Genomic DNA, 25,652 nt, shown 5'->3' on the forward strand with positions numbered 1-25,652 from the left:
AATGACGGTCTTTTCCTCCCGTCCCGTTCATGATTTGAAGATAATCGATCACCGCCAGTTCAATCTCCGGATGACGGCTTTTGAGTTTACGCAGTTTTGAGCGGAGCTGATGAATATTGACTGAGCCGTGATCATCCACAAACAACTTTGAATGGCGCATCTTATCGACCGCGTCATTCAAACGTTTATACTCTTCAGGGTTCATATCGCCAACCCTGAGCCGTTGCAATTGAATCGACGTTTGGACGCTTAACAGCCGCAGCATCAGTTGTTCGGCCGGCATCTCCAGTGAGAAGAAGGCAACACCTTTGCCTTTGTCGAGGAGATTTTGAACCATATTGAGCGCAAATGAGGTTTTCCCCATTGCAGGACGGGCGGCAATAATGACCAGATCTCCTTTACCGAATCCCGTCGTCATCTTGTTCAGCTCGGCATATCCGGTATCCACTCCGACCAAAACCGCATCGCCTCTGGCCTTCATCTCTTCGATATAGCTCAATGTCTCATCGGCGATTGTCGGTGCATCTTTAAAATCGGTAGCCTGTGAGTTTTGGGTAATCTCATACAGCTTTTTTTCGACCAGATCGACGACATCGGTTCCGTTGAGCTCCTCTTCGAGCGTTACCCGCTTGATCTCTGTCGTCAACGTCAATAAATGGCGTTTAATCGCCTTGTCTTTGATCTCCTGTACATACGCCAACGTATTCGAAATCGGATTGGTCGTGAGGATATCCACCATCACCCGCTCATCGAATTTCTGCTTGGCGCTCAACTCTTTTTTAATAAACTCTTCATCGATCGGCAAATCACGATGGGCAAGCGAGAGCATTGCACGATAGATCTCTTGATGGGCTGCGAGATAAAAGTCTTCAGCACTCAAAAGAGCGTCAAAATCATCAAACTGTGCGGGGTCGAAGATAACCGAACTAAGAATCGAACGTTCAAATGCGAGATTGTAAAGCGACTCTTCCATCACTCTTCCTTCTCTGCCATTTTTTCTACCTCTTGAACAAAACGGTCTACCAGTTTATCCTCATCGAGACGGGCGACGACTTCCCCTTTGACCATGACCAGACCGGAACCTTTGCCGTATGCGATTGCGACATCGGCATGTTTGGCTTCGCCGATCGCATTGACGACACACCCCATCACCGAAAGATCCAGCGGCTTTTTGATATGTTTAGTCCGCTCCTCGATCACCGCAACCGCAGAGACCAGATCCGCTTCGATCCGTCCGCAGGTCGGACAAGAGATGATGTTAGGACCCTCTTTGGCGACACCGCTGTCTTTGAGGATTGCGCGGCCGACTTTGATCTCCTCTTCGAGTTCTCCGGTAATTGACACACGCATCGTATCACCGATCCCTTCCAACAACAGTGTCCCTAAACCGATCGCACTTTTAATCGTCGCATGAAACACCGTTCCCGCTTCGGTCACTCCCAGATGAAACGGATAATTATTCTTTGGCCGCAACATCCGATACGCTTCGACGGTACGTTGTACGTCGCTCGCTTTTAGTGAGACTTTGATATCGGTAAATCCGAGATCTTCGAGATATTTGATATTGTACTCGGCGGATGCCACCATCCCCTCCGCACTCTGCCCGTAGCGCTGTTCAAACTCTTTTTCCAGACTCCCCGCGTTGACTCCGACACGGATCGGGATGTTGCGTTCCTGACACGCTTTGACAATCTCACGGATCCGTGATTTCTCTCCTATGTTACCCGGATTAAACCGGATACAGTCCACTACTTCCGCCGCAATAAGGGCAAGCTTATAATTAAAATGGATATCGGCGACGAGAGGAAGAGATATCTGCTCCTTGATCGCGCGCAGGGCTAATGCATCCTCTTCATCGGGCACCGCGACGCGGACGATATCGCATCCCGCGAAATGGAGACGGTTGATCTGTTCGACCGTTGCATTCACATCGGCGGTACGTGAATAGGTCATCGACTGCACCGATATAGGGGCATCTCCTCCCACAGGGACATTTCCGACAAAAATCTGTTTAGTTGGGTAGCGTGTTATCATGAAAAGATTGTAGCTATTTGCTTGTTAATATTTACTGACTTACGTAAACTCGATCGGGTCCATATCGATCTCGCACAATGGCGACTTGACATGCTTGATCGCCCGTATCAGATCGGTGCTTTTATCGCTGCGCAGTAAAATCTGGAAGCGGTACTTATCTGCAATTTTCTCAATCGCCGAAGCGCCGAAACCAACTACCTGCACATTTTCCATCTGATGAATGGTCGCGACGGCTTCTTCCATTGCCTCTTTAGCCTTCATCCCGTTTTTATGGGCATACAGCAATCGCGCCAGTTTCTTGCTCGGAGGATAACGATCCTGCCGTATTGCCATCTCATCGATCAAAAATTGCTCGTAATCCTCCAGATATCTGCGAAAAAACGACTCGTTAAAACTCTGTACAATAACGGTTGCATCATGCTTTCGACCGCTCCGTCCGGCGATCTGAATCAGAAGAGAAAGCGCTTTTTCCCGGGCACGGTAATCGCTTTGGGAGAGGAGATTATCGATCCCCATCACGACGGCAAGAGTAATATCGTGATAATCGTGTCCTTTGGAGAGCATCTGCGTTCCGACCAGTAAATCGATCTCTTTATTATTAAACGATTTGAGGACATTTATCAGCTTATTTTGTGTGGTAATGACGTCGCGGTCAAACTGCGCTACCCTCAAACTTTCCGACAAAGCCGCAAAATGCTCCACCGCTTCCGCCGTTCCGAGCCTTGCGGTACGCAAAGCCCCGCTTTGACATTTCGGGCACACTTTCGGAAGCACTTCGGTATAGTTGCAGTAATGGCATTTCAACGCCCGCGCATTTTTATGCAAGCTCATCCCGACACTGCAAAAAGGGCATTCGACATGGTAGCCGCACGAGTCGCACAGCGTATATTTAAAATTGGCCCGTGTCGGAATAAAGACGATCCCCTGATGTCCGGCAGCCGTATTGTCGAGTATCGATCGGTCGATACTCGGTGTCAATGCCTCGATGGAGGGCTCAAATACAAAATGGCGTTTTGATTCATAGTAGCCGCCGCGCAGACGAAAAAAGGGATATTTGGCGTAACTCCCCAGACTCGGGGTGGCACTTCCCAAAACAACGGGGATTTTATACTGATTCCCGATATAGACGGCCATATCCCGTGCATTATACCGAGGACGCGATGAGGATTTGTAACTCTCGTCATGCTCTTCATCCACAACGATCAACCCCAAATCCTCTATCGGTAAAAACAGCGCCGATCGCGGACCGACAATTATGCGCGCACTTCCGTTATAAATCTGTTCTAGGGTCTTTGCTTTTTGCTTCGGCGTCATTTTGGAATGCCATAACACAACCGTCTCGCCGAAATGGTTTTTAAACCGTCTCTCCATTTGCCGGGTGAGCGAAATTTCGGGGAGCAACAGCAATGCCCGTTTTCCTTCTCCGACGACATCATCCATCCGCCGCATGTAGATTTCGCTTTTTCCGGCCCCCGTATCTCCGAAGAGCAAAGAGATCGGATGAGCGCGGAGAAAATCAAGCGCTTTGGATTGCATGTCGGAGAGAACGATATTGACGTCAGGATGAACGTAATCACTTTTTGCCACTGCCTCCACGGACTGGAAAGGGACAAACAGGTTGAGCGCTTCCCCTAGAGAGCATCCATAATATTCTGCTATAAACTTTGCACTTTGGATCTGTCTTTCAGAGTAGATATAGGAAGTCCACTCATCTATCGGCTGGGTTTTAAACGCAGGTTTTTGGCACGGCTCAATGACGACACCGTTCATGCGACGTTTTGAAAGCGAAAGCGTCACTTCGCTTCCGATAGCGAGAATAATATCTGACTGATATGTGAGAAGTTCAAGAGGAGAGCCCAAAAGGGCTATTCGATAAAAAAACAAGCGTTCATTCTACCAATTTTGAACAATATGTTCCACTTGTACACATAAACGTCCCATCAACTTGTTTATATGTGAATGTCATATCTGTATTCATGATTTTATATTTGTAAGTACAAACAGCAGGCGTTGCGTTCGTACAACTAGGAGAGTGCCAATGTCCGTTTGCATCTTGTGCAGTAATACTATATTGAAGCAGTTTTCCATCGCTTGTCCCCGTACCGTTACCGTCAAACAGTGAAGTACTGCTGCTGTTAAGCTTGTTGATATAACTACTATCCCCTTTGAGTAATCGGGTTTGTCTCTCATTTATGATCGCAGCACGGATTGCCGCTACGTCACTCCGTGCTTTGGCTATCTGCGCATCATCTCGGGTTGCCGCGAAACGCGGTAGAGCAATAGCAGCTAAAATCCCTAATACGACGATAACAAAAACCAATTCGATCATTGTAAAAGCTTTCCGCTTTAAAAGTTTATCAGTGTTCAACAATTACTCCTCGTATTTGCATAGGATACCTGCTGATATCCACAACTTTCTGTAAGCCTAGACAAAGCGTATCCCCACCGGCACTTCCATATGAAAGTGTTAAATTTTCATCTAAACTACTGGAATTTACATCTATTATAACACAATCATCCACACTGCCTCTGTGAACATAAGCTACTTTTTCTGCAGTATTCAAACTAGCTTTGCCTTGACTGACTAACTCTTTTATTCCATTGGACATTACCGAGAGGCTTTCATTGGTTTCACCCATTGCTACGGCATAAGATGCTATCTCACCGGCAGCCGTCATAATATTCTGAGCTATGACAACATTTTGCGCATCATCTCGGGTTGCCTGCAAACGGAGAATTGCAACTGCTGCTAAAATACCCAAAATGATGATTACAAACACCAACTCGATCATTGTAAACGCGTTGCGAATCATTTCAACATTCTCTTGTACTGATTTCTAAAATTAAAAGATAATTTTAGAAATCAAAGCAATTACAATTTATATTCCTACTCTTACAAGTAGGAATATATTTTAAAGACTAAGATAATCTGTACGAGAAATTAGTTGAAAGAAACGTTGCTTCCGCCAAATTTATGGGTGATACCAGGACTTGCCGCAGAAATATTTCTGTCATTCAACGCTTTTCGAATAGCAGAACAAATCGTTGAAGCACCCGTCAAAGAAGTAACAGTTAGATTACCATCCGCAATACCAGCTACAGTTGTAGCGTATGAAATACATCCGACTCCTTTTCCATCTGTTAAAAATACTGTATTAGTTCCATTCAAATCTAAAGTGCCACCATTCACATTTTCGGCAGTCGCTGAATCTGACAATTGGACATTTGTCATTTCTGACAATTTTTTGAAAGTACCATGAGCGGTATAATAAGCACCCAATTCACTCACTACAGCAGTCGCTTCCTGTACTTTTGTAGCGATTTTTGCATCGTCACGCGTTGCCGCAAGGCGCGGAATCGCAACTGCTGCCAAAATGCCCAAAATAACGATCACGAAGATCAACTCGATCATAGTAAAACCTGAACGTTTCATGGTTTACTCCTTGAATTTTAAGAATAGTGATTACACTCGTAACCCTATTGTCATTATGGTCTCAGATATCTTATAAAACGTTTAAATTCAACAATATCTAGCAATATCTGCGTGTCAACGGGTATTTAAGGACAATGTGGCATAATTTTCATACCTAATGAAGGAGATACTATGAAAATCGCTGTACCCGTAATGGATGAGAGTTTAAAAATGGCCGGCAATGCCGGTCACACACCCTATTTTGCTGTGTTTACCCTAAACGGAGGGATGTTTAAAAGCTTTACCCTCGAAGGGCTCCGCGTCAATCCAAAAGCCGTCGGCGAAGAGGATCATGATCATGACGAACACCATACCTGCGATCACGATGAAGGGGATATCGAACATATCAAAGCGCATGATACGATGGCCGATGCGATCGAAGACTGCGATTACCTTGTCGTTAAAATGGCCTGCAAAAATACTGCCAAAAGTATGAATAACGTCGGCGTAAAACTCCAAAAATATAACGGAACGGAAGCATTGGCTCCGAAAATTTTGACAGAATTGGCGGCACAGTTCAAATAATTTTTTGTAAAAGGCTAGATAAGCCTTTTGCGTTTAAATAAATAGGCACTTTAATTCTCGTTTATAAATTGAAGTCGTATAATTCGCACCGTAAAGGAAGTGAAAACTTCAAATTTTCATCGCTGTACAGTACACGATGAACCCAAAAGGCAAAACACACCATGATTTCTGCAGAGATTGAGACGTTAGGGATACACAACATCGGAAAGCTTTTTCATAACCTAAGTTATGACGAACTAATACAGCACGAGCTCGATAACGGGGAGTGTAAACTGGCCAGTAACGGGGCAACAATGGTCGATACCGGTATTTTTACCGGACGAAGCCCGAAAGATAAATACTTTGTCAATCAAGACCCCTCTAACCGCTATATCGCATGGGGCGACGTTAATAAAAAAATCGATAAAGCGGTTTTTGATGAACTTCTGGTGGTTGCCAAAGAGCAGCTCTCAGGCAAAGACCTTTATATCACGGATGTATTCTGCGGATCAAGTGCCAGCAGCAAACGTTCTGTCCGCTTTATCTCTGAAATCGCATGGCAATCCCACTTTGTCAAAAACATGTTTATCCGTCCAAAAGAAACAGAGCTTGAAATGTTCAAACCGCAATTTACCGTTTTAAACGCCTGTAAAGCGGTCAACGAAAAATGGGAACATCACGGACTTAACTCGGAAGTCTTCGTTCTCTTCAGTGTCGAAGATAATCTCTGCATCATCGGCGGAACATGGTACGGCGGTGAGATGAAAAAAGGGATCTTCTCGATGATGAACTACTGGCTTCCTCTCGAAGGGAAGCTCTCTATGCACTGTTCAGCTAATGTGGGAGCCGATGGCGATACCTGCCTCTTTTTCGGTCTCAGCGGTACGGGAAAAACAACTCTTTCTACCGATCCGAAACGTGCTCTTATTGGAGATGACGAACATGGTTGGGATGATGAAGGGGTCTTTAATTTCGAGGGGGGATGCTACGCGAAAGTCATCAATCTTGACCCATCCAGCGAACCAGAGATTCACAATGCTATTCGCCGCAATGCACTGCTTGAAAACGTCGTCTATGATGAAGATGGTGTCGTTGACTATACCGATAGTTCCAAAACCGAAAATACCCGTGTCTCTTATCCGATCGAACATATCGAAAACCACCAGCCTTCACTGATGGCACCGCATCCGAAAAATATCATCTTTCTCTCAGCTGACGCGTTCGGAGTTCTCCCTCCGGTAAGCCGTCTGACTAAAGAGCAGGCAATGTACTATTTCCTCAGCGGATATACGGCGAAAGTAGCCGGCACCGAGCGCGGCATTACCGAACCGGTCGCAACGTTTAGCTCATGTTTCGGAGAAGCGTTTCTTCCGCTCCATCCAACTGTCTATGCGAAACTGCTTGGAGAAAAAATCGATAAATACGGCGTTAATGTCTATCTGGTTAACACAGGATGGACCGGAGGCGGATACGGTGTAGGCAAGCGGATGAGTATCAAAGATACCCGTGCATGTATCAATGCAATCCTCGACGGAACTATCCAGCACAGCGAATTCGATACCACTAATACGTTTGGATTCCATATCCCGAAAACACTCGGCTCAATCGACCCCGTAATCCTCAATCCGCGCAATGCATGGGCGGATCGTGACGCTTATCTCGTCCAACGGGACAACCTAGCGGCACTCTTTATCAAAAACTTTAAAAAATATACTGACGGTGCGAGTGATTTCGACTTCTCTGCTGCCGGACCTCAATTACCTACTGAATAATTTCTTTCTTTAAGCGCTCAAACCTTCTTGTTTGGGCGTTCTATCTCAATGTTTTTTATTTAATTGACATCTATGAGGGTAAATGTTCCAGCCGTAGCATTGTATTCCCAATAATCATTCCCCTCAGGCTTATGAGCAATGTTTCGATTTTTGGTGCTGGTTCCATTTTTTGTGGCCGGTCCGTAATACTTTCCACCCGATAAAATCCAATCCCCATTATCGGCATTTTTAAGGATATAATCGAATGGATGCGCACTATCAGATCCAAGTGAATCGGGATAACCGGAAGCATTTAAAGGGTTTGTTTCCGTATTTTGATTGTTTCCCCAATCGAAATTGCACGTATTGGCAATCCATTCGCTATGGATAGCATCCAGTGCACTTTGGACTGATGAAGCGGTAGCAAGTTCGGAAGCACTTTTAGAATTGTCTGTTAGATTAGCAAACTTAGGGATTGCCACCGCAGAGAGGACCCCGATGATGACAATAACAAAAATTAATTCAACAAGAGTAAAAGCAGTACGCATTAAAAGGTAAGATTATTATCCAACGTACCAGAAGAAATTCCTAATGCCTCATAACATTTGGTTCTTTCAATTGCTGATTGAAAATTAGCGCAAGTTATTCTCGTATCAACAGTTCTATTCGTTCTGTTAAAGTATATACTTGCAACTGTTCCAGAAGTACTTGAAACATTTATATCATAATGATCATTAGCACCAGAATTTCCAGTATACGCAATATTTTTGCCGTTGATTTGTAAAATATCACTTAATTGATAGGTTGTATTGTTTTCAAGATCAGACCAGTTTGCAGCGGCACTTGTAGATGATGATTCGGCATCTTTAACAATTTTAATGATGTTATTGACACTCGCCGACTCTTTAAGATTTTTAAATTTCGGCACTGCTACTGCGGCCAATACACCAATAATAACGATGACAAAGATCAACTCGACTAAGGTAAACGCGTTACGTTTCATGGAAACTCCTGTGAATATGCACATCGGCATGGATATGGGTTATTATCGTCAGATAAAGCTTAAGCTTTAATGATGAATAGATAATTTTAGAGTGATTTTATATTGTAGTGAGTATAAGCCGCAAAGGCTTATACCTGAAATTAACAAGAATAAGTAGATTTGAATTCAAATGCAGTCGGGCGTGCTTCGTCAGGCCATACTTGCGTTTCGAATTTATAGTTTTGATACGTATCGATGAACAAATCTGTCATTACCGGTTTCAAGAAATCGTTGTCACGGATCAATGATTCCAAAGCACCGCGTAGTGTATGAGGCATTTGTGGAATACCTTTTTCACGGATTTCGTTCAATGACAATTCGAACAAATCTTCGTCCATCGGACCAACCGGAACCATTTTGTTTTTGATACCGTCAAGTCCGGCTAGCAACATTGCAGTGAATGCAAGGTATGGGCATGAAGTTGAATCCGGGAAACGCATTTCGATACGTGTCGCTTTTTCACCCGCACCGTAAGGAACACGGCAAGAAGCTGAACGGTTTTGGCTTGAATAGGTCAGGATTGACGGAGCTTCGAAGCCAGGGATAAGACGTTTGTACGAGTTGGTTGACGGGTTAGTAAACGCTGCAACCGCACGTGCGTGGTGGAAAATTCCGCCGACATAGTGAAGAGCCGCTTCTGACAAGTTGCCGTAACCGCCTTCTTTATAGAACGTATTTTTTCCGTCTTTCCAGATTGATTGGTGAACGTGCATACCGTTTCCGTTATCTCCGTAGAGCGGTTTAGGCATGAATGTAACGGTTTTACCGTTAAGGTGTGCTACCATTTTGATAACATATTTCAATTTTTGAACGTTATCAGCCGCTTCAACCAATGTTCCGAAAACAACACCGATTTCACCTTGCGCTTGAGCAACTTCGTGGTGACCGAGAACAACTTCTAGACCGACTTGTTCCAATACCATCATCATTTCTGCACGCAAGTCAACCATCGTATCGATCGGAGCTACCGGGAAATATCCCCCTTTAGTTCCTGGACGGTGACCTGTGTTGTAACCTTCATGGAATGATTTGCTTCCGTTCCATTCGCCCTCTTCAGAATCTACTTCATAGTATGAGCAGTTGATTTCATCACGGATTTTGACATCGTCAAATACGAAGAATTCATTTTCAGGTCCGAAATAGGCAACATCGCCGACACCGGCTTGGTTAAGATGCTCAAGGGCTTTTTTAGCGATAGAACGAGGACATTTTTCGTACGCTTGTCCTTTGTAGATATCATAAACGTCACAAAATACGATAACGGTCGGATCAGCAGTGAACGGATCCATGAATGCAGTCGGAGCATCAGGTTTCAAAAGCATATCCGAACGGTTGATCGGCTGCCATGCATCGATTGATGAACCGTCGAACGGAAGACCGTTTTCAAAATGTCCTGCATTTACCGCGCTCATGCGGTATGTTACGTGATGCCATGTCCCTTTCATATCGGTGAAACGAAAATCTACGAACTGAACATCGTTCTCTTTACAAAAACTGAAAAACTCGTCGACACTGTTTACGAATTTACCCATGCAAATCTCCTGAAAATTTTAAAGTTGGAACAGTATAGCAAAATCTGCCAAAAAGTGGAGGTATTGGCTTGATTAAAATTTAATCATTTTTCGATCGCGCCCTAAATAAACGGCACATTCCGTATAGCCGGCAGAGCGTGCAAACGCCTCGGCCTCCACAGTATACAATCCGACTTGATCGCTGCGGTGCGCATCCGAACTAAACGTAATCGGGATTTGGAATTCGGCGATTTCTTCGAGTAACAACGGAGAAGGGTATGCTTCCGCAATCGGTTTTCGATATCCCGAAACATTGATTTCAATCGTCATATTTGCTTTTTTAACCGCTTTTAGCGCATCTTTTGCCAACAAACGGATATCCTTCGTCGGAAGGTATTTAAAGACTTTTAATAAATCAAGATGACCGACGATATCAAATTTTCCGCTCTCTGCCATCGCTTCGACCAATCCGAAATAACGGCGATAGACATCATCGATATCCATCCCCGCATATCGTCCTATAAACTCGGGATTGTCAAATCCCCAATCATCTATAAAATGTACGCTTCCGATCAGATAATCGCACGGTCTATGCAAAATCAGATCATCCATATAACCGGGGAGATAATCGACTTCATATCCCAAAAGGACGGTAATCTGTTTATGATATTGTTGCGAAGCTTCCCGTATCCATGATTCGTACAAGTCTATCTGATCGAATCGCATCCGATACGAAGGGTCATAATGCATCGGTGCATGATCGGCAAAACCGAAAAACTCAGTCCCGCACGCGATAGCGGCTTCTACGTATTCGTTTACGCTGCCCGTTGCGTGATTACACAAAAGGGTGTGATTATGAAGATCAACTTTCATCTTTTATCCATTGAAACTAAAGATTTACATGCTATTATAGTGCAATTTAATCATTGAGGTATCCGTAAATGACGCAAGAAGAATTAGATGCATTGATGAGCGGCGACATCGATATAGATGAAGCGTACGAAGAAAGCGAACCTTCGGCACCGCAACCAGAGGAAGAAGAACCCGCTGCAGACGAACCTTATCATGAAACCAATCCGGACAAATACCGCGTCTCGGCAATGAACAGCTGGCCGCCACCGCCTCCGACAGACGACAATAAAATGGTACATCAGCTCGATGACGTTACCAAAGAGAGCGAACAAAAAGCGTCTGAAATTTTCGACCTGATCGAAGGGATCAGCAACGACCTCGGCAAAGGGGAAAAAGAGATCAAACCGATCCAATCGGCGATAGAAAGCAATATCGAATTGTTTACGACATTGTGTGAAAAATTCCCTCACGTCGATACGTTTAAAGCGCAGCTGGACAAAAACGTTGCGGCCAAAGAAAATCTGGACGGTATTTTGGAAATACTTCAAAACGGCGGAGATACGATTATGAATATCATGGATATCATGCAATACCAAGATATCCATCGTCAAAAAATCGAACGGGTTATCAATGTTATGCGCGCCCTTTCGACTTACATGAACCATCTGTTCGCCGGAAAAATCGATGATTCCAAACGGGTCTCTTCCGCAGTACACATTCATGGTGATACGACGACCGAGGATGTCGTCAGCAGTGACGATATCGAAGCGCTTCTCGCCTCTTTCGGACAAAAATGAATTCAGAGGAGGTTAGCCTCCTCTAACTCGACGCTATTAACCGTAAACTTTCATCCAAATTACCTACTTTTTAAGATAAAATTTCGCTAAATTACTGAAACGAGACCACTCTTTGAATAAAGTCGAACTTCTCTCTCCGGCCGGAAATCTGGAAAAACTTAAAATTGCTATCGATTACGGCGCGGATGCCGTATACGGCGGGGTAAGCCACTTTTCGCTCCGTATCCGTTCGGGCAAAGAATTCGATATGGAGAGTTTTAAAGAGGGGATCGACTACGCCCATGCACGCGGTCGGAAAGTCTATGTCACCATCAACGGCTTCCCTTTTAACTCACAACTGAAACTTCTCAAAGAACATATTGCCGCGATGGCGGCTCTCGGACCGGATGCCTTTATCGTCGCGACTCCCGGCGTCCTGAAACTCGCCCACCAAATCGCTCCGGATATGCCTTTGCACCTCTCGACCCAGGCCAACGTCATGAACGTTCTGGATGCCCAAGTCTATTATGATATGGGGGCGCGCCGTATCATCGCCGCACGCGAAATTTCGCTCAAAGATCTGAAACAGATCAAGGAAGAGCTTCCCGATTTGGAGATCGAAGTGTTCGTCCACGGTTCAATGTGTTTTGCCTATAGCGGACGCTGTCTGATCTCGACTCTGCAAAGCGGACGGGTTCCAAACCGCGGAAGCTGTGCTAACGACTGCCGTTTTCCGTATGAAATGTATGCTGCAAATCCCGAGACGGGAACCCTTTTCAAGCTCGTCGAAGACGAAGGGATCGGAACCTATATTATGAATTCCAAAGACCTCAATCTCGCAAGCCATATCAAAGAGATTCTGGATGCCGGATGCATCGATTCGCTCAAAATCGAAGGGCGTACCAAAGCTCCATATTATGCTGCCGTCACTGCAAAAGTCTACCGCCGTGCTATCGATGACTATTATGCCGGAATCTTCAACGAAGAAGTCTATCAACGCGAATTGAATACGATGCAAAACCGCGGTTTTACCGATGCCTATCTGATCAACCGCCCTTTCGAAAAACACGATACCCAAAATCTCGACATATCCATGATGATGGGGACACATCAGGTTAGCGGCATGGTTGACGGATCCGGAGAGTATTTCGAATGCAAATACAAAACGTTCCCGGGCGATGCCATGGAGATTCTTACGCCCGATGAATCGATGTTAAGTGAAATAGATAACGAAATCGGGACAATCCGATATATCGACGGACAATGGAGTATCTCATTCAAGAAACTTCTTGCCGAAAACGGAAAAATATGGGATCAAATCCACAGCGGCAACCTCAACCGCTTCACCCTCCCCGTAAAATTACCGCCGTTCACCTTTTTTCGTATCCCGGCGACGGAAGATATGGGAACGGTCACCAAATGTTAAACTTAATCAACAAGGAGTAATTGAATGAAATTCGTATCTATTATCATGGGGAGCAAAAGCGATTTCGATGTCATGAAGTCGTGTTCGGAGACTTTGGAAGCGTTCGGTGTTCAATACGAACTGATTATTTCATCCGCTCACCGCAGCCCGGAACGGACCAAAGATTATGTCAAAGAGGCCGAAGCCAAAGGGGCTCAGGTATTTATCGCCGCTGCGGGTATGGCAGCTCATTTGGCGGGGGTTTTGGCATCTAAAACCATTAAACCGATCATCGGTGTCCCGATGAGTGCATCGGCTCTCAGCGGTATCGATGCCCTTCTCTCCACGGTCCAAATGCCGGCGGGAATGCCGGTAGCAACCGTAGCGATCGGTAAAGCGGGAGCAATCAATTCCGCTTATCTGGCGATGCAGATTCTAGCATTGGAAAATGAAGAGCTGCGAATGAAACTCCAAGAAGACCGCATTGCAAAAGCAAAAAAAGTCGAAATGGACTCATTGGAAATCGAAACGATTCTATAAGAAATATACCGCTTAAACTGCCCTAAATACCAAGTTCTCTTCCATGGAGAACTTCGGTACTTCACATCATTCGCCATCATTCCATTTTAATTAGGTACACGTTTTGCTATAATCGTCTAAATAAAGTAAGGTGGTAAAGATGCAAGGACACTGGATGAGTATCGACGATTATGCCCAAATGACTAATTTGGACCGTGAAGCGGTCGAAGCTCTAATCGTCCGCGGAAAACTCACGACAACAGTCGAAGACGGAGAGGTGTTCATCGATCCCGGTCAGGGAATGGCGGGAATCGTCCCTGTCAGTCTCCATGAACTCAGCGCTTCGGAAGCAGATGTGACGATAGGTGCAAACTTCGTTGAAAAAACGATCGGCACGATTATCAACCTCCACGAAAAAGTGCTCGTCGCCAAAGAAGAGACAATCGAGTCGATCAAAAATGAAAATCTGTTTCTCAAAGAAGCCCTTGCCTCTCTTCAGGAACTCTACGATGAAGATCGCAATACCATTGCAACCTTAACCGAACAACTCCGTCTTTCGCAACAGGAAGTGGAGTTCATGCGCCGTAAATACAAACTGATGTGGGGTAAAGTGATCGACGATCATGCCGCATTATGAATATTAAACCCGAATGTATCGGCTGCATAGCCGCCCAAAGCCGGCGCGTGTGCGAAGCAATCCAAGCCGATCAGGCTTTGAGCGACCAAATTACCCAGTATGTCGATACCGCCCTTCAGAATGCGGACTTTACCCTTTCTCCCCCCGTTCTTGCCGCTCCGTTGTATGAACAGATGGCTAGATTTGCAGAAAAACATGATCTCTATGATGAACAAAAACTGTATACGTCACAGCAGGCTTCCGCCTATATCCCTTTTTTGGAAGAGACTATTTCACAGAGTGAATATCCGTTTCATACCCTTCTTAAAAGCGCTGTCGTCGGAAATGTCATCGATTTGGCTGCCGAAGTGAGTTTCGATCTGCACGATGCCATTCAATCGGTTTTTCAGACCGATTTTGCCCAAGACGACAGCGAAAAACTGCAAGAGGCGATGGCTACGGCTAAAACTCTGGTATACATCGGTGATAATGCGGGAGAACATATTTTTGACGCATTGACAATTCGTCATCTCAAGCAGCTTTATCCCGAAACGGCCATTTATTATATGGTCCGCGGCAATCCTATCATCAATGATGTGACGCTCAAAGAGGCCTACGAAGCCAAAATAGACGAACTCTGTACGGTCATAGACAGCGGTGTACCCACTCCCGGATTCGTCTATGAACTCGCTTCCGAACAGGCCTGTGATCTTTTTGACTCGGCAGATATCGTTTTGGCAAAAGGGATGGGAAATTATGAGTGTATGACGCCGCAAAGACGTGGTAATATCTGTTTTTTACTCAAAGTAAAATGTTCCGTCGTCGCCACATCGCTTGGACGTTCCATCGGCGATATTGTTTGTAGGTTCAGTTAATCGGATCGAGGCTTATCCGGTTTCTCCCCTCCGCCTTAGCGTTGTACAGCGCATTATCTGCCCGTGCGACAACATTTTCGATACGGTCCTCCTCGCGGCACTCCGTAATTCCGATACTGCAGTTGACGGCAATGCCCTGAACAAAATCCGCCGCACTCAATGCGGTTTGAATTTTAAGGGCAAGATTATACGCCCCGGCACTGTTGGTAGAAGGACAGATAATCATAAATTCTTCGCCCCCCCATCGTCCTACCATATCCACTTCCCGTACGTTTTGCCGTAAAATATCGGCCACTTTTCGCAATACTTTATCTCCGACCAAATGCCCGTAAGTATCGTTGATCCGCTTAAAATAGTCCAAATCTACTATCATGATCGAAAATACCCGATGTTCACGCTGATAAAACTGATAGCATGAGAGCAATTTTTCATCCAAACCGATTCTGTTGGTCAATCCCGTCAATGAATCCGTCGTTGCCATTTGTAAAAGTTTTTTATTATATTTGCCCATCTCGAATTGGCGATACAAAAAAATAGCGATAACCACACTGACTAGAACGCCGACTCGATATATCCATGAATAATCAATCCGATCTTCATAGCTGACCGCGATGTAACGGTTGAAAATTTTCTGCCGCTGTGCTATCGAAATACCGTCTATCGCTTTATCTACAATCGACTTAAGCTCCGGATAATCGTTACGGATCATCATCCGAACATCAAATTCAAATTCAGTCGTTCCCGATATTTTCAGATCGAGATAATGATCGGCATTGATCAAATATGCCACAACCGGAAGGATATCGACAACGGCATCCACCCGATTAGCACTAAGGAGTTTTAATCCTTCACGGGTGTTATCGACTCCGACAATCGTGATTTTCGGGTACTGTTTTGCGATCATATCGGCAACGCTATACCCTTCTCCTATCGCTACCCGTTTCCCTTCCAAAGATGACAACCCCGGCAAGAAATCGATGGTTTTATTCGTTACGATAACATTGGGAAACGATGCATACGGTTTGGAGAATATTGCATACGGCTCTTTATCGCTCGATACTGCCGTCCCTAACGTAATATCGACACTTTTTGTCTTAACCGCATTTAAAACTTCACTCCATGTCGTAGAGGGTTGAAACGAGGTATGCATTCCGGTATTCTGGACGATGAGCTGCCAAAAATCGTCTGCAATGCCTTGAAGTCGGTCCCGATCTTCCAAAGCGGAAAAATTAAACGGCGGCCAGTTAAACGTCGATGTGTATCGAATCGTGTTCGTATGTAAAAAAGAGCGCTCGCTTACCGTAAGCGGAACGCTTTGGTTTGCCGAATCTTCGTACAAGAATCCGTCCAGACGTTCATCGCTGTAAGAGAGCCACATAACACGGTAAATATCGGATATTCGCCGGAATTTTTCCAGCGTCATAGCCCCTAGCGGCTGATTACCGCGAAATGCCAACTCTTTTAATACTTCCCCCTCGTACACAAGGCTGCCGTACGATTTGTTTTGTCCGTTGTATTTTTGCTTAATCAGCTTCGCCGTTTCGGGAATATGTTCAAATGCATACTCCCACCCTTTAAGCGTCGCATCGACAAAAGCGCGAACCCGTTTGGGATGGTGCCGAACTTCATATTCTGAGGTGAATAAAATATCGCTGTAAAAATCGAATCCGTATGCTTCGGGATTAATCGCGTTTGTTTCGATCCCTTTTTCTTTCAGTACATAAGGTTCGTTGGAGACATAACACGCCATTACGTCGGTTTTTCCGTTGGCGATATCTTCGGGATTGTAGCTGTGCTGGATAAATTTCAAATCGTCAATTTGAACCCCTTGGGAGTTGAGCATCGCACGGACCGAAATTGTATCCTGATAATCTTCCGTCATCATGATCCGTTTGCCGACTAAATCATGCGGGGTTTTAATATCAGCCGATTTTAATGAGAGGAGAATAAAAGGAGAACTTTGAAAAATGGCCGCTAAAGCTACGACATCTTTCCCTTTCATACGATCTACCAACAGTGAAGAGCGCCCGATTCCGTATTGGGTACGCCCCGCCATCACCTCATCGACGGCAAGCTTTTTCGGATCGAATTTTTTAATCGTGACATCAAGCCCGGCATCTTTGTAAAAACCCTTCTCTTTTGCGACGTAATACCCCGCAAACTGAAATTGATCCGCCCATTGTAGCTGCACCGATACTCTTTCGGGCTGCAGTTGCGCATGGGCCAAAGTGATGAAACAATACAAAAGGGCCAAATAACGGTATATCATATCACTTCCGGTATTATTTACCATTATATTATGATGGATTGCTTTAAAAACCGCTTGGGATGGCACGTTTTTGGTATAATGGCAAAACTTTTTTTGACGGGACCGCTATGATTACGTTTGGTGATATGCTTTTAAAACTTCAACAATTTTGGAATGACCAAGGGTGTGCAATCGTTCAGCCCTACGATATCGCCGCCGGTGCGGGAACCTTTCACCCTGCCACCTTTTTACGTTCGCTCGATTCTAAACCGTGGTCTGTTGCCTATGTCGCTCCAAGCCGCCGCCCGACGGATGGACGCTACGGTGAAAATCCGAACCGTTTGGGAAGCTACTACCAGTTTCAGGTATTGATTAAACCCTCTCCTGAAAATATTCAAGAGCTCTATCTTAAAAGTCTGGAGTATCTGGGACTTAACCTCAAAGAACACGATATCCGTTTTGTGGAAGACAACTGGGAATCGCCGACTCTCGGGGCATGGGGGCTTGGCTGGGAAGTATGGCTTAACGGAATGGAAGTAACCCAATTCACCTATTTTCAGCAGGTCGGAGGGGTCAGCTGCGATCCGGTAGCCGTCGAAATCACTTACGGAACCGAACGCCTTGCTATGTACCTTCAGGGGGTCGATACCGTTTTTGATATCGTCTGGAGTGAAAATACCTTCGGTAAAACCCTCTATCGGGACATCCATAAAGAGGGCGAAATCGAGTTTTCCAAATACAATTTCGAAATTGCCGATACCGCAATGCTCTTCGCCGAATTCGAATCCAAAGCCTCAGAGTGCAAACGGTGTCTCGATGCCGAGCTTCCTCTTCCGGCATACGATCTGTGTATGATGGCATCCCATACGTTTAACACCCTTGATGCGCGTAAAGCGATCTCGGTCACCGAACGTGCCAACTATATCCTCAAAATCCGTGAACTCGCCAAAGGGTGCGCGGAACTTTACAAATCTCAGGAAGAGGCACGCAATCTCCGCGTTAAAGCCTGATCGTGACACTTCGGTGTCATATAAATCTCCCCGTTTTTAATTTCCGCTAAAATCTCCTCATGCAAACACTCATCGGCCAAATCGAACGAATCATTTATGAAAACAACGGCTTTTTCATCGCGGCACTCAAAAGCGGCGAAAAGATCAGTGCCCACTATTACGAAAGCAATGTCGAGCATCTCAAAGATGCAGCCGTTACCCTGAAAGGTGCATGGGAGGTCCATACCCAATACGGCCGTACGTTTAAAGCCGAGTCCCTTTTGGTCAATCAAAACGAACTTTTTTTCTTTTTGAACCGCGTCGTCAAAGGATTCACCAAAAAACTCACCGCCGAGCTGATAGAAAAATACGGTACCGAAGGGCTGATCGATATCCTCGATAACGATATCGAAAAACTGATGCAGATCAAGGGAATGAGTGCCAAACGCCTCTCCAAACTCTCTGCCGGATGGAAACAGTTTCGTTCCATGCGGCTGCTAGGAGAGTTTCTTGCCCCCTACGGCGTCACCCCATCCCTGCTGCGGCTGATAGCAGGGGCGATGAAAGAGCTCTCCAATCCGATCGAAACGATTAAAAACAACCCTTATGTTTTGATGCGCATTCATGGAATCGGATTTAAAAAATCCGATGAAATTGCTTTGAGGATGGGAATCCGAAGCGATGACGACCGCCGTATCCAAGCCGCGATGGAGTACACTCTCGGCGAATACTGCGATCAGGAAGGCAACAGCTGTATCGATCGTTCTGCACTCTTCGCAAAACTCGATCAACTGCTCGAATTCGGAGATCATGAACGTTATGATGATGCACTCGATGACCGCCTCAAAGAGGGGAGTATCACGATGCTTCCCGGCGGAAAACTCTCGCCGACCCGTATTTACGAAGCGGAAACCCTCCTCATCAGCGAGTTCAAACGGCGCGGAACAACGCTGCACGATCCGCTGAGCGATGATCTCGAAGGGTTTTTACAACAACACACCCTTCAACTGGGAGAGCAGCAACTCGAGGCCCTCAAACGGATCAACGAAGGGACGGGACTTTTATTTCTGGTCGGCTATGCCGGAACCGGGAAAAGCACCACCGCCAAAGCGCTGCTTGATCTGCTGGCTCTGCGCCACGAACCCGCCCTGATTATGACCTGTGCACTCAGCGGAATCGCATCGCAGAGAATCCGTGAACGCAGCGGATACCAAAGTTCGACGATCCAAAGCCTGCTGGTCCGTTTCGAAGCTCACGACACCATGCCCTATAAAGTCCTCCTCATCGATGAAGCCTCGATGATCAATTCCGCCCTTTTTGCCCGCCTCATCGCCAAAATCGAACGCGACGCTACCGTAATCATCGTCGGAGACGATGCCCAGCTCCCCCCTATCGGTGCGGGCAATCCGCTCAGCGATGCTATCGCTTTGCAATTAGCACCGACCGTCATGCTGACGCAAATTTACCGCCAGAGCCCTGATCAGGCGATCACTCTGATCGCCAACGATATCCGTCAGGGATTAATCCCTCCGTATCGCGAAAAATACGAGGATTTTACTTTTTTTCCGGTCGATATTCCCAACCGCCATGCCCTGAAAAATTCCCTCTCCGCCCGGGAATTTGAAGAAGTAACCCAGACCCTCAGCCACAACATTCTGGCAAAAATTGCCGAAATCACCCTCGAACATCTCCCCGCATCACGGGAAAAACTTCAAGCCAAAGCGATTCGCGAATATCTTAACGCCTTTCAAATCATCTCGCCGATGCGGGGAAATTCACTGGGAGTCGATAACCTCAATCTCCTCCTTCAGGGCTATTTCAATCCCAACCCCAAAAAAAAGATCAAAACTTTCAAAGGGGAACTGCGTTTGATGGACAAAGTCGTCCATATCAAAAACGACAACCTCCTCTCTTTTACCCCCGAAGAGTTCAAAGAGAATCTCGAACCCAGCGAGCGACGAATTTTCAACGGGATGTGCGGGCTGATTTTCAGAATCGACGAAGAAGAAGATCTCTGTTTTGTCTACTATCCCAACGAAGAGCTGATCGTCCAATACCGTTTTGAGGGGATCAGCGATTTTCTGAGCCTCTCGTATGCCCTGAGCGTTCATAAAGTTCAGGGGATGGAATACGATACCGTCGTAACCGTCATGAGTTTTTCCCACCTTATAATGCTCAACACCAAGCTGCTCTATACCGCACTTACCCGTGCGAAAGGACACTGTATCCTGATCGGTGAAAGCGGGGCGTTTGAAGCGGCGTGCCGACGGCTGGAACACTCCAAACGCTCTACCGTTATGCAGGAGCTCAAATTAGCCAAAGGATAAAATTTTTCCTTTAGCTAATTGTGCTACAATTTTCATTCCTATCCAAATACTAAGGATTTACACTATGAAAGCATTAATGATTTCAGCGATGATCGCGACGACCGTTATGGGCGCCTCACTGATCGACGAAGCAAAAACTGCAGGGCTCAAACCGATTCCGTCGAACAAAAAAGCGCTCGAAAAGCTCACGTCTAACCCAGCCAATCCTACCACGGCGGCAAAAGTGGAACTGGGGAAAATGCTCTATTTTGAACCGCGTCTCTCCAAAAGCGGACTTATCAGCTGTAATACCTGTCATAACCTCGCGACCGGCGGCGTTGACGGAATGGGTGCGGCAATCGGACATAAATGGACGGCCAATCCGCACGGATTGAGCTCACCGACCGTTTACAATGCCGTATTCTACAGCCAACAATTCTGGGACGGACGCAGTCCTCATCTCGAAGATCAGGCCCAAGGACCGATGCAAGCGGCACCGGAGATGGCTTCACCGAAAGAGTTGGTCACCAATGTCGTCAATTCAATGCCGGAATACGTCTCTTTGTTCAAAAAAGCGTACGGAAAAGATGTGAAGATCACGTTTGAAAAAATCGCCGATACCATCGCCGTATTCGAACGTACCCTCGTAACTCCGTCACGCTATGACGATTTCCTCAACGGAAATAAAAAAGCGTTAAGCACGGCAGAGCAAAAAGGGCTTAAAACTTTTATCGACAAAGGGTGTGCGACATGCCACAACGATATTGCCCTCGGAGGAACGATGCAGGCTTTCGGCGTCGTAGCGCCGTATAAATATATGAATATCGGCGACTTCAAAGGAGATGCCAACGGACTGGTCCGCGTTCCGACATTGCGCAACGTTACCGAAACCGCACCGTATTTCCATAACGGACAAATCGCTACCTTGCCTGAAGCGATCAAAGAGATGGGCCGCATCCAACTCGGTGTCGATTTGAGCGATGAAGAGACGGCATCGATCCAAACCTTCCTCAAATCACTCGAAGGTAAAAAACCGACCATCGTCTATCCGATGCTTCCCGCATCCAATCCGACTACCCCTAAAGTAGACGTCAATTAAAACCGTCCCCGCACTCGCGGGGTTATCGGCATTCAATCCCCTCAAACTTTTTTTGATATTCACCGCAATCGCTTTTGGGTATTTGCAAAATCTGCGGATGCTTTTGAGGATCAAGCCACCCCAATAGTGTATTCAAAGCATCTTCGTCCATCGCAGTGCATCCGGACGTAGGACGGTGATCGGAATGGTTCAAGTGAATAAAAATGCACGATCCGCGCCCTTTTGTCTTTGAAGCGTTGTAATTTATAACGATGCCGTTACGATACAATCCATCCTCACGCCGCATTTTTTCATAGCTTGCGGGGAGTCTATTTTCTTCCGATATCGTGATCGTGTTGTAACGGGTATCGTTGACATCGTCCACGCAGATCAGTTTTTCGTCGGCGCGGTAGTAAGGCATGGCAGAATTAGAAGATACGTCGTATCCGAATGTCGCCGAGATATCAAACAAACCGGCAGGAGAGCGTCCGTCCCCCTCATTTTTAAGCGGCTCTTTTATGAGAGCATATCCCAATCCGCTGCGTCCCAATGTGACGGGGATACTCTCTCCCGTTTTGATCCAGCGCTTGTTATATTCATACCGTTGCATCGACGCGACCGTCGCGTTTAGCTCATCCGATAAAACAACCATCATCTGCTGCGAACCTTCTGCATACGCAAAAGAAGAGGAGATAACAATAAGTGAAAAGAATTTAAACATATAGACGTTCTTAGTTTGTTTTAAAGTTAGGTAGTATAGCATATTGAAAATTCGCGGTTAGAGGCACACATGACAATTACGGTTCGCAAAGCTTCCGAGACGGATATTGACATCGTTGCCCAAGCCTTGCTTGAGGGATCTCGTGCAGGCAAGAAAATCGGTTTATTTGATTTGGTGTTCAATATTTCCGATACGGAACTCTTATTGGGGCATCTTAAACGGCTCGCTACCACTTCGACAAAAAGCTATTGCCATTTTTCCAACTTTTTTATCGCGATGGTCGGAACCGAAAAAGCCGGAGTCATCTGCGGATACGAGCCGCGTATAGCCACCCATGAAATCTTTACGAAGGCGCTCGAAGAGATCGGATTCGATGAAAGCTATCACGAACGGATCGCCGCGTATCTGTTGTGCGAAGGGGAGACGGACAATAAAACCTTCGTTCTCGATTTTTTAATGGTACAACCTGAGTTCAAAACGTTTGATGTCTATAAAGAACTGATCGGCAAAAGCATGCTCACTGCCCGCCTCAAAGGGTACCGTAAAGTCCAGACTCCGGTAGAGATCGGTTCGGCCGAAATTGAAATGATCTACAAAAAACTCGGCTTTACCGTCATCGACGAGAAACGGAGCGAATACTACAAAGAACAATTCGACCGCCCCGGGATTTTACGCCTTCAGATGATCTTGTAAGGGGTCTGCCATCGAATACGGTATTCTCGGGCTCATTCCTCCCGCTGTCGCTATCTTTCTCGCTTTTTACAGCCGTTCAGTCTTCATCGCTCTCGCTGCCGCAGTGGTGGTAGGAGAGATCATCATTTCCGGATTCAATCCTCTCAACACCGTTTCGCTTACGTTTGAGCGTTTCATCCATTTATTACAAGAAGGCTGGGTTTTAAAAACCCTCGCATTTGCAATCATGGTGGGGTCGGTCATGGCATTGATCGAACGCAGCGGAGGGGTCGGCGGACTGGTCCATGAACTCAGTATCCGCCGCTCATGGGTTCAGAGCAAACGGAGCGCATTGATCCCGAGCTTTATCGCTGGGATCATCATATTTATCGAATCCTCCATCACATCGCTTGTAGCGGGGGCGATCGGCAAACCTTTCTGTGACCGCTACGGCATCAGTCGTGCCAAGCTCGCCTTCGTATGCGATTCGACTTCCGCACCGATGTGTTCTCTGCTCCCGATCAACGGATGGGGTGCCCTTTTGCTCGGCCTTATCGGCGGACAGATCACGGCCGGGCTGATATCGGGGCAGGAGGGACGATGGCTTCTTGAAGCGGTTGTATTTAATTTTTATGCTTATATAGCTTTGATCGTCACCTTTGCCGTCATCTGGTTCGGTATCGATATCGGTCCGATGCGCCGCACTCTCCCTAATCCTCCTACGGAAGAGATAGTAGACGGCAGCCCCTCTTCGGTATTTTTGTTCATTTGGCCGGTTGTCTGGATGATTGCGGGGGTAATCGGCTTTATGCTTATCACCGGCGGCGGCAATCTGCTGGAGGGTTCGGGTTCCACCTCTATATTCTATGCCCTGCTTCTTACTCTGGTTTTGACATGGATCTATTATCGTTCGATGGGTGTCATGACGAGCCGGGAATTTTTTACAACCGTATTCGCAGGGGCCAAATCTCTTACGCCGATTGCTATGATTTTGTTGTTTGCTTTTGCGATCGGCGGAGTGAGTTCGGATATGAAAGTGGGGCACTATCTAGCCTCTTTTATCGGCGATTATCTCCCGAGTGCTTATATTGCCGGAGCGATTTTCGTCTTTGCCGCCGTTATTGCGTTTGCGACAGGGACCAGTTGGGGGACATTTAGCATTATGCTCCCCATCGCCGTCCCCTTGGCCGTCGGGCTCGATGCTCCGGTCGCGTTATGTATGGGAGCCGTTATATCAGGGGGTGTTTTCGGCGATCACTGTTCCCCGATTTCCGATACGACCATCATCTCTTCGATGGCAAGCGGATGTGAAGTGGGCGAACACGTGCGGACCCAGCTCCCCTATGCACTGATCTCCGCTCTCATTGCCTTGCTTTTATTCATTATTGCCGGAGTCGCCCTGTCATGAAAAAATCAAAACTTCTTTTCCTCGAAGACGATCCCAATCTTTCCGAAAGTGTCAGTGAATATCTCGAAGAGCAAGGATACGAAGTCGTATGCGTCTATGACGCCTCATCGGCTGAAGACATCCTCTTTGAACAGAAATTCGATCTGCTGCTTTTGGATGTCAATGTTCCTGGAGGAGACGGCTTTTCTCTCCTCAAATCAAGCCGCAAAGAAGGAAACTCCACCCCCGCTATTTTCATCACTTCCCGCAATGCGATGAACGACGTCGAAGAGGGATTTCTCAGCGGAGGGGATGACTACATCCGCAAACCCTACGAGCTCAAAGAGTTGCTGCTGCGGATACAAACGATTCTCAAACGCAATTTTTACCACAACCCTTCCGAAACCTTGTCCCTGAGCGATTCGATCGCCTACGACATCGATAATCAGGTACTCACGGTCGATGGGAAAGAGCAACCGTTGCAGCTTAAAGAGCATAAGCTTCTAAAACTCTTTATCCAGCATAAAAACGAGCTCCTCTCCCATGAAGTGATTATGGAACATCTATGGGATTACGATGAAACACCGAGCGACGGTTCGCTTCGCACCTACATCAAAACTCTGCGCAAACTTTTAGGAAAGGATCGCATTGTCAGCCACAAACGCCTCGGGTATCAATTTCGCTAAATACCGGACCCTGCGAAACTTTTTAGCCCTCTATGGGGTGATGAGCATCCTTATTCTCTCCCTTATGGCGATGCTCTATTACGAATCGATGAAAGCCCAAATGCTCTCGTCACATCGTCTGGCGATGCAGCTGGAGAGCGAATCGTATGTTCCCCGGCTGAAAAAATGGCTCGAAAGCGGTCACGACCTCACTGCGTTTCCCAAAGAC

At 46.3% G+C, this 25,652-nt stretch carries 26 protein-coding genes; 14 read left to right on the plus strand and 12 right to left on the minus strand.

Annotated elements, in window-relative coordinates:
* The 6 genes from Q0389_RS05275 to Q0389_RS05300 form a co-directional block, all read right to left on the minus strand.
* The coding region (locus Q0389_RS05275) for a DnaB-like helicase C-terminal domain-containing protein (protein WP_298692351.1) at positions 1-973 on the minus strand (973 nt) is incomplete at its 3' end.
* Complete coding sequence (gene ispG / locus Q0389_RS05280) at positions 973-2,034, minus strand: flavodoxin-dependent (E)-4-hydroxy-3-methylbut-2-enyl-diphosphate synthase (RefSeq protein WP_298692372.1); 1,062 nt, start codon at positions 2,032-2,034, stop codon at positions 973-975. The genes Q0389_RS05275 and ispG, both read right to left, overlap by 1 nt.
* A gap of 39 nt (positions 2,035-2,073) precedes the next feature.
* On the minus strand, positions 2,074-3,918 hold the full coding sequence (locus tag Q0389_RS05285) for a primosomal protein N' (protein ID WP_298692374.1): 1,845 nt from the start codon (positions 3,916-3,918) through the stop codon (positions 2,074-2,076).
* 4 nt (positions 3,919-3,922) lie between these two features.
* Positions 3,923-4,402, minus strand: coding sequence for a type II secretion system protein (locus Q0389_RS05290; RefSeq protein ID WP_298692376.1), 480 nt, complete (start codon positions 4,400-4,402; stop codon positions 3,923-3,925).
* Complete coding sequence (locus tag Q0389_RS05295; protein WP_298692423.1) at positions 4,392-4,844, minus strand: type II secretion system protein; 453 nt, start codon at positions 4,842-4,844, stop codon at positions 4,392-4,394. Before Q0389_RS05295 ends, Q0389_RS05290 begins: the two co-directional genes overlap by 11 nt.
* A 131-nt stretch (positions 4,845-4,975) precedes the next feature.
* Positions 4,976-5,467 (minus strand): type II secretion system protein, encoded by a 492-nt coding sequence (locus Q0389_RS05300; RefSeq protein ID WP_298692378.1) that lies wholly within the window; start codon positions 5,465-5,467, stop codon positions 4,976-4,978.
* A gap of 171 nt (positions 5,468-5,638) precedes the next feature.
* Here Q0389_RS05300 and Q0389_RS05305 point away from each other — a divergent pair, with 171 nt between their 5' ends.
* Both Q0389_RS05305 and pckA read left to right on the plus strand, forming a co-directional pair.
* Positions 5,639-6,031, plus strand: coding sequence for a hypothetical protein (locus Q0389_RS05305; RefSeq protein WP_298692380.1), 393 nt, complete (start codon positions 5,639-5,641; stop codon positions 6,029-6,031).
* A 161-nt stretch (positions 6,032-6,192) separates the two neighbouring features.
* Complete coding sequence (gene pckA / locus Q0389_RS05310) at positions 6,193-7,782, plus strand: phosphoenolpyruvate carboxykinase (ATP) (RefSeq protein ID WP_298692381.1); 1,590 nt, start codon at positions 6,193-6,195, stop codon at positions 7,780-7,782.
* Between the two features lie 59 nt (positions 7,783-7,841).
* On the opposite strand, the gene Q0389_RS05315 is transcribed toward pckA, so the two are convergent.
* The 4 genes from Q0389_RS05315 to Q0389_RS05330 form a co-directional block, all read right to left on the minus strand.
* Entirely contained in the window at positions 7,842-8,309 is a 468-nt protein-coding gene (locus Q0389_RS05315) for a type II secretion system protein (RefSeq protein ID WP_298692383.1), read from the minus strand.
* Positions 8,309-8,764 carry a type II secretion system protein gene (locus Q0389_RS05320; RefSeq protein ID WP_298692385.1) on the minus strand — a complete coding sequence of 152 codons (456 nt, stop codon included), beginning with the start codon at positions 8,762-8,764 and terminating at the stop codon, positions 8,309-8,311. Before Q0389_RS05320 ends, Q0389_RS05315 begins: the two co-directional genes overlap by 1 nt.
* A gap of 140 nt (positions 8,765-8,904) precedes the next feature.
* Positions 8,905-10,335: a type I glutamate--ammonia ligase gene (glnA, locus tag Q0389_RS05325; protein WP_298692387.1), complete on the minus strand. Its 1,431-nt coding sequence runs from the start codon at positions 10,333-10,335 to the stop codon at positions 8,905-8,907.
* A 72-nt stretch (positions 10,336-10,407) separates the two neighbouring features.
* A complete protein-coding gene (locus Q0389_RS05330; RefSeq protein WP_298692389.1) occupies positions 10,408-11,187 on the minus strand; it encodes a histidinol-phosphatase in 780 nt (259 codons plus the stop codon).
* A gap of 68 nt (positions 11,188-11,255) precedes the next feature.
* On the opposite strand from Q0389_RS05330, the gene Q0389_RS05335 reads away from it, so the two are divergent.
* The 5 genes from Q0389_RS05335 (at position 11,256) to Q0389_RS05355 (ending at position 15,357) form a co-directional block, all read left to right on the plus strand.
* Positions 11,256-11,963: a chemotaxis protein gene (locus Q0389_RS05335; RefSeq protein ID WP_298692391.1), complete on the plus strand. Its 708-nt coding sequence runs from the start codon at positions 11,256-11,258 to the stop codon at positions 11,961-11,963.
* Between the two features lie 112 nt (positions 11,964-12,075).
* Entirely contained in the window at positions 12,076-13,368 is a 1,293-nt protein-coding gene (locus tag Q0389_RS05340; RefSeq protein WP_298692394.1) for a peptidase U32 family protein, read from the plus strand.
* A gap of 24 nt (positions 13,369-13,392) precedes the next feature.
* Positions 13,393-13,887 (plus strand): 5-(carboxyamino)imidazole ribonucleotide mutase, encoded by a 495-nt coding sequence (gene purE / locus Q0389_RS05345; protein ID WP_298692396.1) that lies wholly within the window; start codon positions 13,393-13,395, stop codon positions 13,885-13,887.
* A 139-nt stretch (positions 13,888-14,026) separates the two neighbouring features.
* Positions 14,027-14,503, plus strand: coding sequence for a DUF3972 domain-containing protein (locus tag Q0389_RS05350; RefSeq protein ID WP_298692399.1), 477 nt, complete (start codon positions 14,027-14,029; stop codon positions 14,501-14,503).
* Positions 14,500-15,357: an ARMT1-like domain-containing protein gene (locus tag Q0389_RS05355; RefSeq protein ID WP_298692402.1), complete on the plus strand. Its 858-nt coding sequence runs from the start codon at positions 14,500-14,502 to the stop codon at positions 15,355-15,357. Before Q0389_RS05350 ends, Q0389_RS05355 begins: the two co-directional genes overlap by 4 nt.
* Here Q0389_RS05355 and Q0389_RS05360 read toward each other — a convergent pair.
* Positions 15,350-17,626, minus strand: coding sequence for an ABC transporter substrate-binding protein (locus Q0389_RS05360; protein WP_298692405.1), 2,277 nt, complete (start codon positions 17,624-17,626; stop codon positions 15,350-15,352). The genes Q0389_RS05355 and Q0389_RS05360 overlap by 8 nt on opposite strands.
* A gap of 107 nt (positions 17,627-17,733) precedes the next feature.
* Between Q0389_RS05360 and glyQ the strand changes: the two genes are divergently transcribed.
* From glyQ to Q0389_RS05375, 3 genes are all read left to right on the plus strand, one after another.
* Positions 17,734-18,615 carry a glycine--tRNA ligase subunit alpha gene (gene glyQ / locus Q0389_RS05365; RefSeq protein ID WP_298692425.1) on the plus strand — a complete coding sequence of 294 codons (882 nt, stop codon included), beginning with the start codon at positions 17,734-17,736 and terminating at the stop codon, positions 18,613-18,615.
* Between the two features lie 59 nt (positions 18,616-18,674).
* Positions 18,675-20,921 carry an AAA family ATPase gene (locus tag Q0389_RS05370; RefSeq protein WP_298692408.1) on the plus strand — a complete coding sequence of 749 codons (2,247 nt, stop codon included), beginning with the start codon at positions 18,675-18,677 and terminating at the stop codon, positions 20,919-20,921.
* 64 nt (positions 20,922-20,985) lie between these two features.
* The gene (locus Q0389_RS05375) at positions 20,986-21,999 is read left to right on the plus strand and encodes a cytochrome-c peroxidase (protein WP_298692411.1); all 1,014 of its coding nucleotides are present in this window, start codon (positions 20,986-20,988) and stop codon (positions 21,997-21,999) included.
* 22 nt (positions 22,000-22,021) lie between these two features.
* On the opposite strand, the gene Q0389_RS05380 is transcribed toward Q0389_RS05375, so the two are convergent.
* On the minus strand, positions 22,022-22,699 hold the full coding sequence (locus Q0389_RS05380; RefSeq protein ID WP_298692413.1) for a L,D-transpeptidase family protein: 678 nt from the start codon (positions 22,697-22,699) through the stop codon (positions 22,022-22,024).
* Positions 22,700-22,768: 69 nt separating this feature from the next.
* On the opposite strand from Q0389_RS05380, the gene Q0389_RS05385 reads away from it, so the two are divergent.
* The 4 genes from Q0389_RS05385 to Q0389_RS05400 all read left to right on the plus strand — a co-directional run.
* Positions 22,769-23,392: an acyl-CoA acyltransferase gene (locus Q0389_RS05385; protein ID WP_298692415.1), complete on the plus strand. Its 624-nt coding sequence runs from the start codon at positions 22,769-22,771 to the stop codon at positions 23,390-23,392.
* A gap of 103 nt (positions 23,393-23,495) precedes the next feature.
* Positions 23,496-24,779: a Na+/H+ antiporter NhaC family protein gene (locus tag Q0389_RS05390; protein ID WP_298692417.1), complete on the plus strand. Its 1,284-nt coding sequence runs from the start codon at positions 23,496-23,498 to the stop codon at positions 24,777-24,779.
* Complete coding sequence (locus Q0389_RS05395; protein WP_298692419.1) at positions 24,776-25,444, plus strand: response regulator transcription factor; 669 nt, start codon at positions 24,776-24,778, stop codon at positions 25,442-25,444. Before Q0389_RS05390 ends, Q0389_RS05395 begins: the two co-directional genes overlap by 4 nt.
* Positions 25,407-25,652: hypothetical protein (locus Q0389_RS05400; protein ID WP_298692421.1), on the plus strand; the 246-nt coding region annotated here is incomplete at its 3' end. The genes Q0389_RS05395 and Q0389_RS05400, both read left to right, overlap by 38 nt.

The sequence above is a fragment of the uncultured Sulfuricurvum sp. genome (assembly GCF_937936435.1).
GTDB lineage: Bacteria > Campylobacterota > Campylobacteria > Campylobacterales > Sulfurimonadaceae > Sulfuricurvum.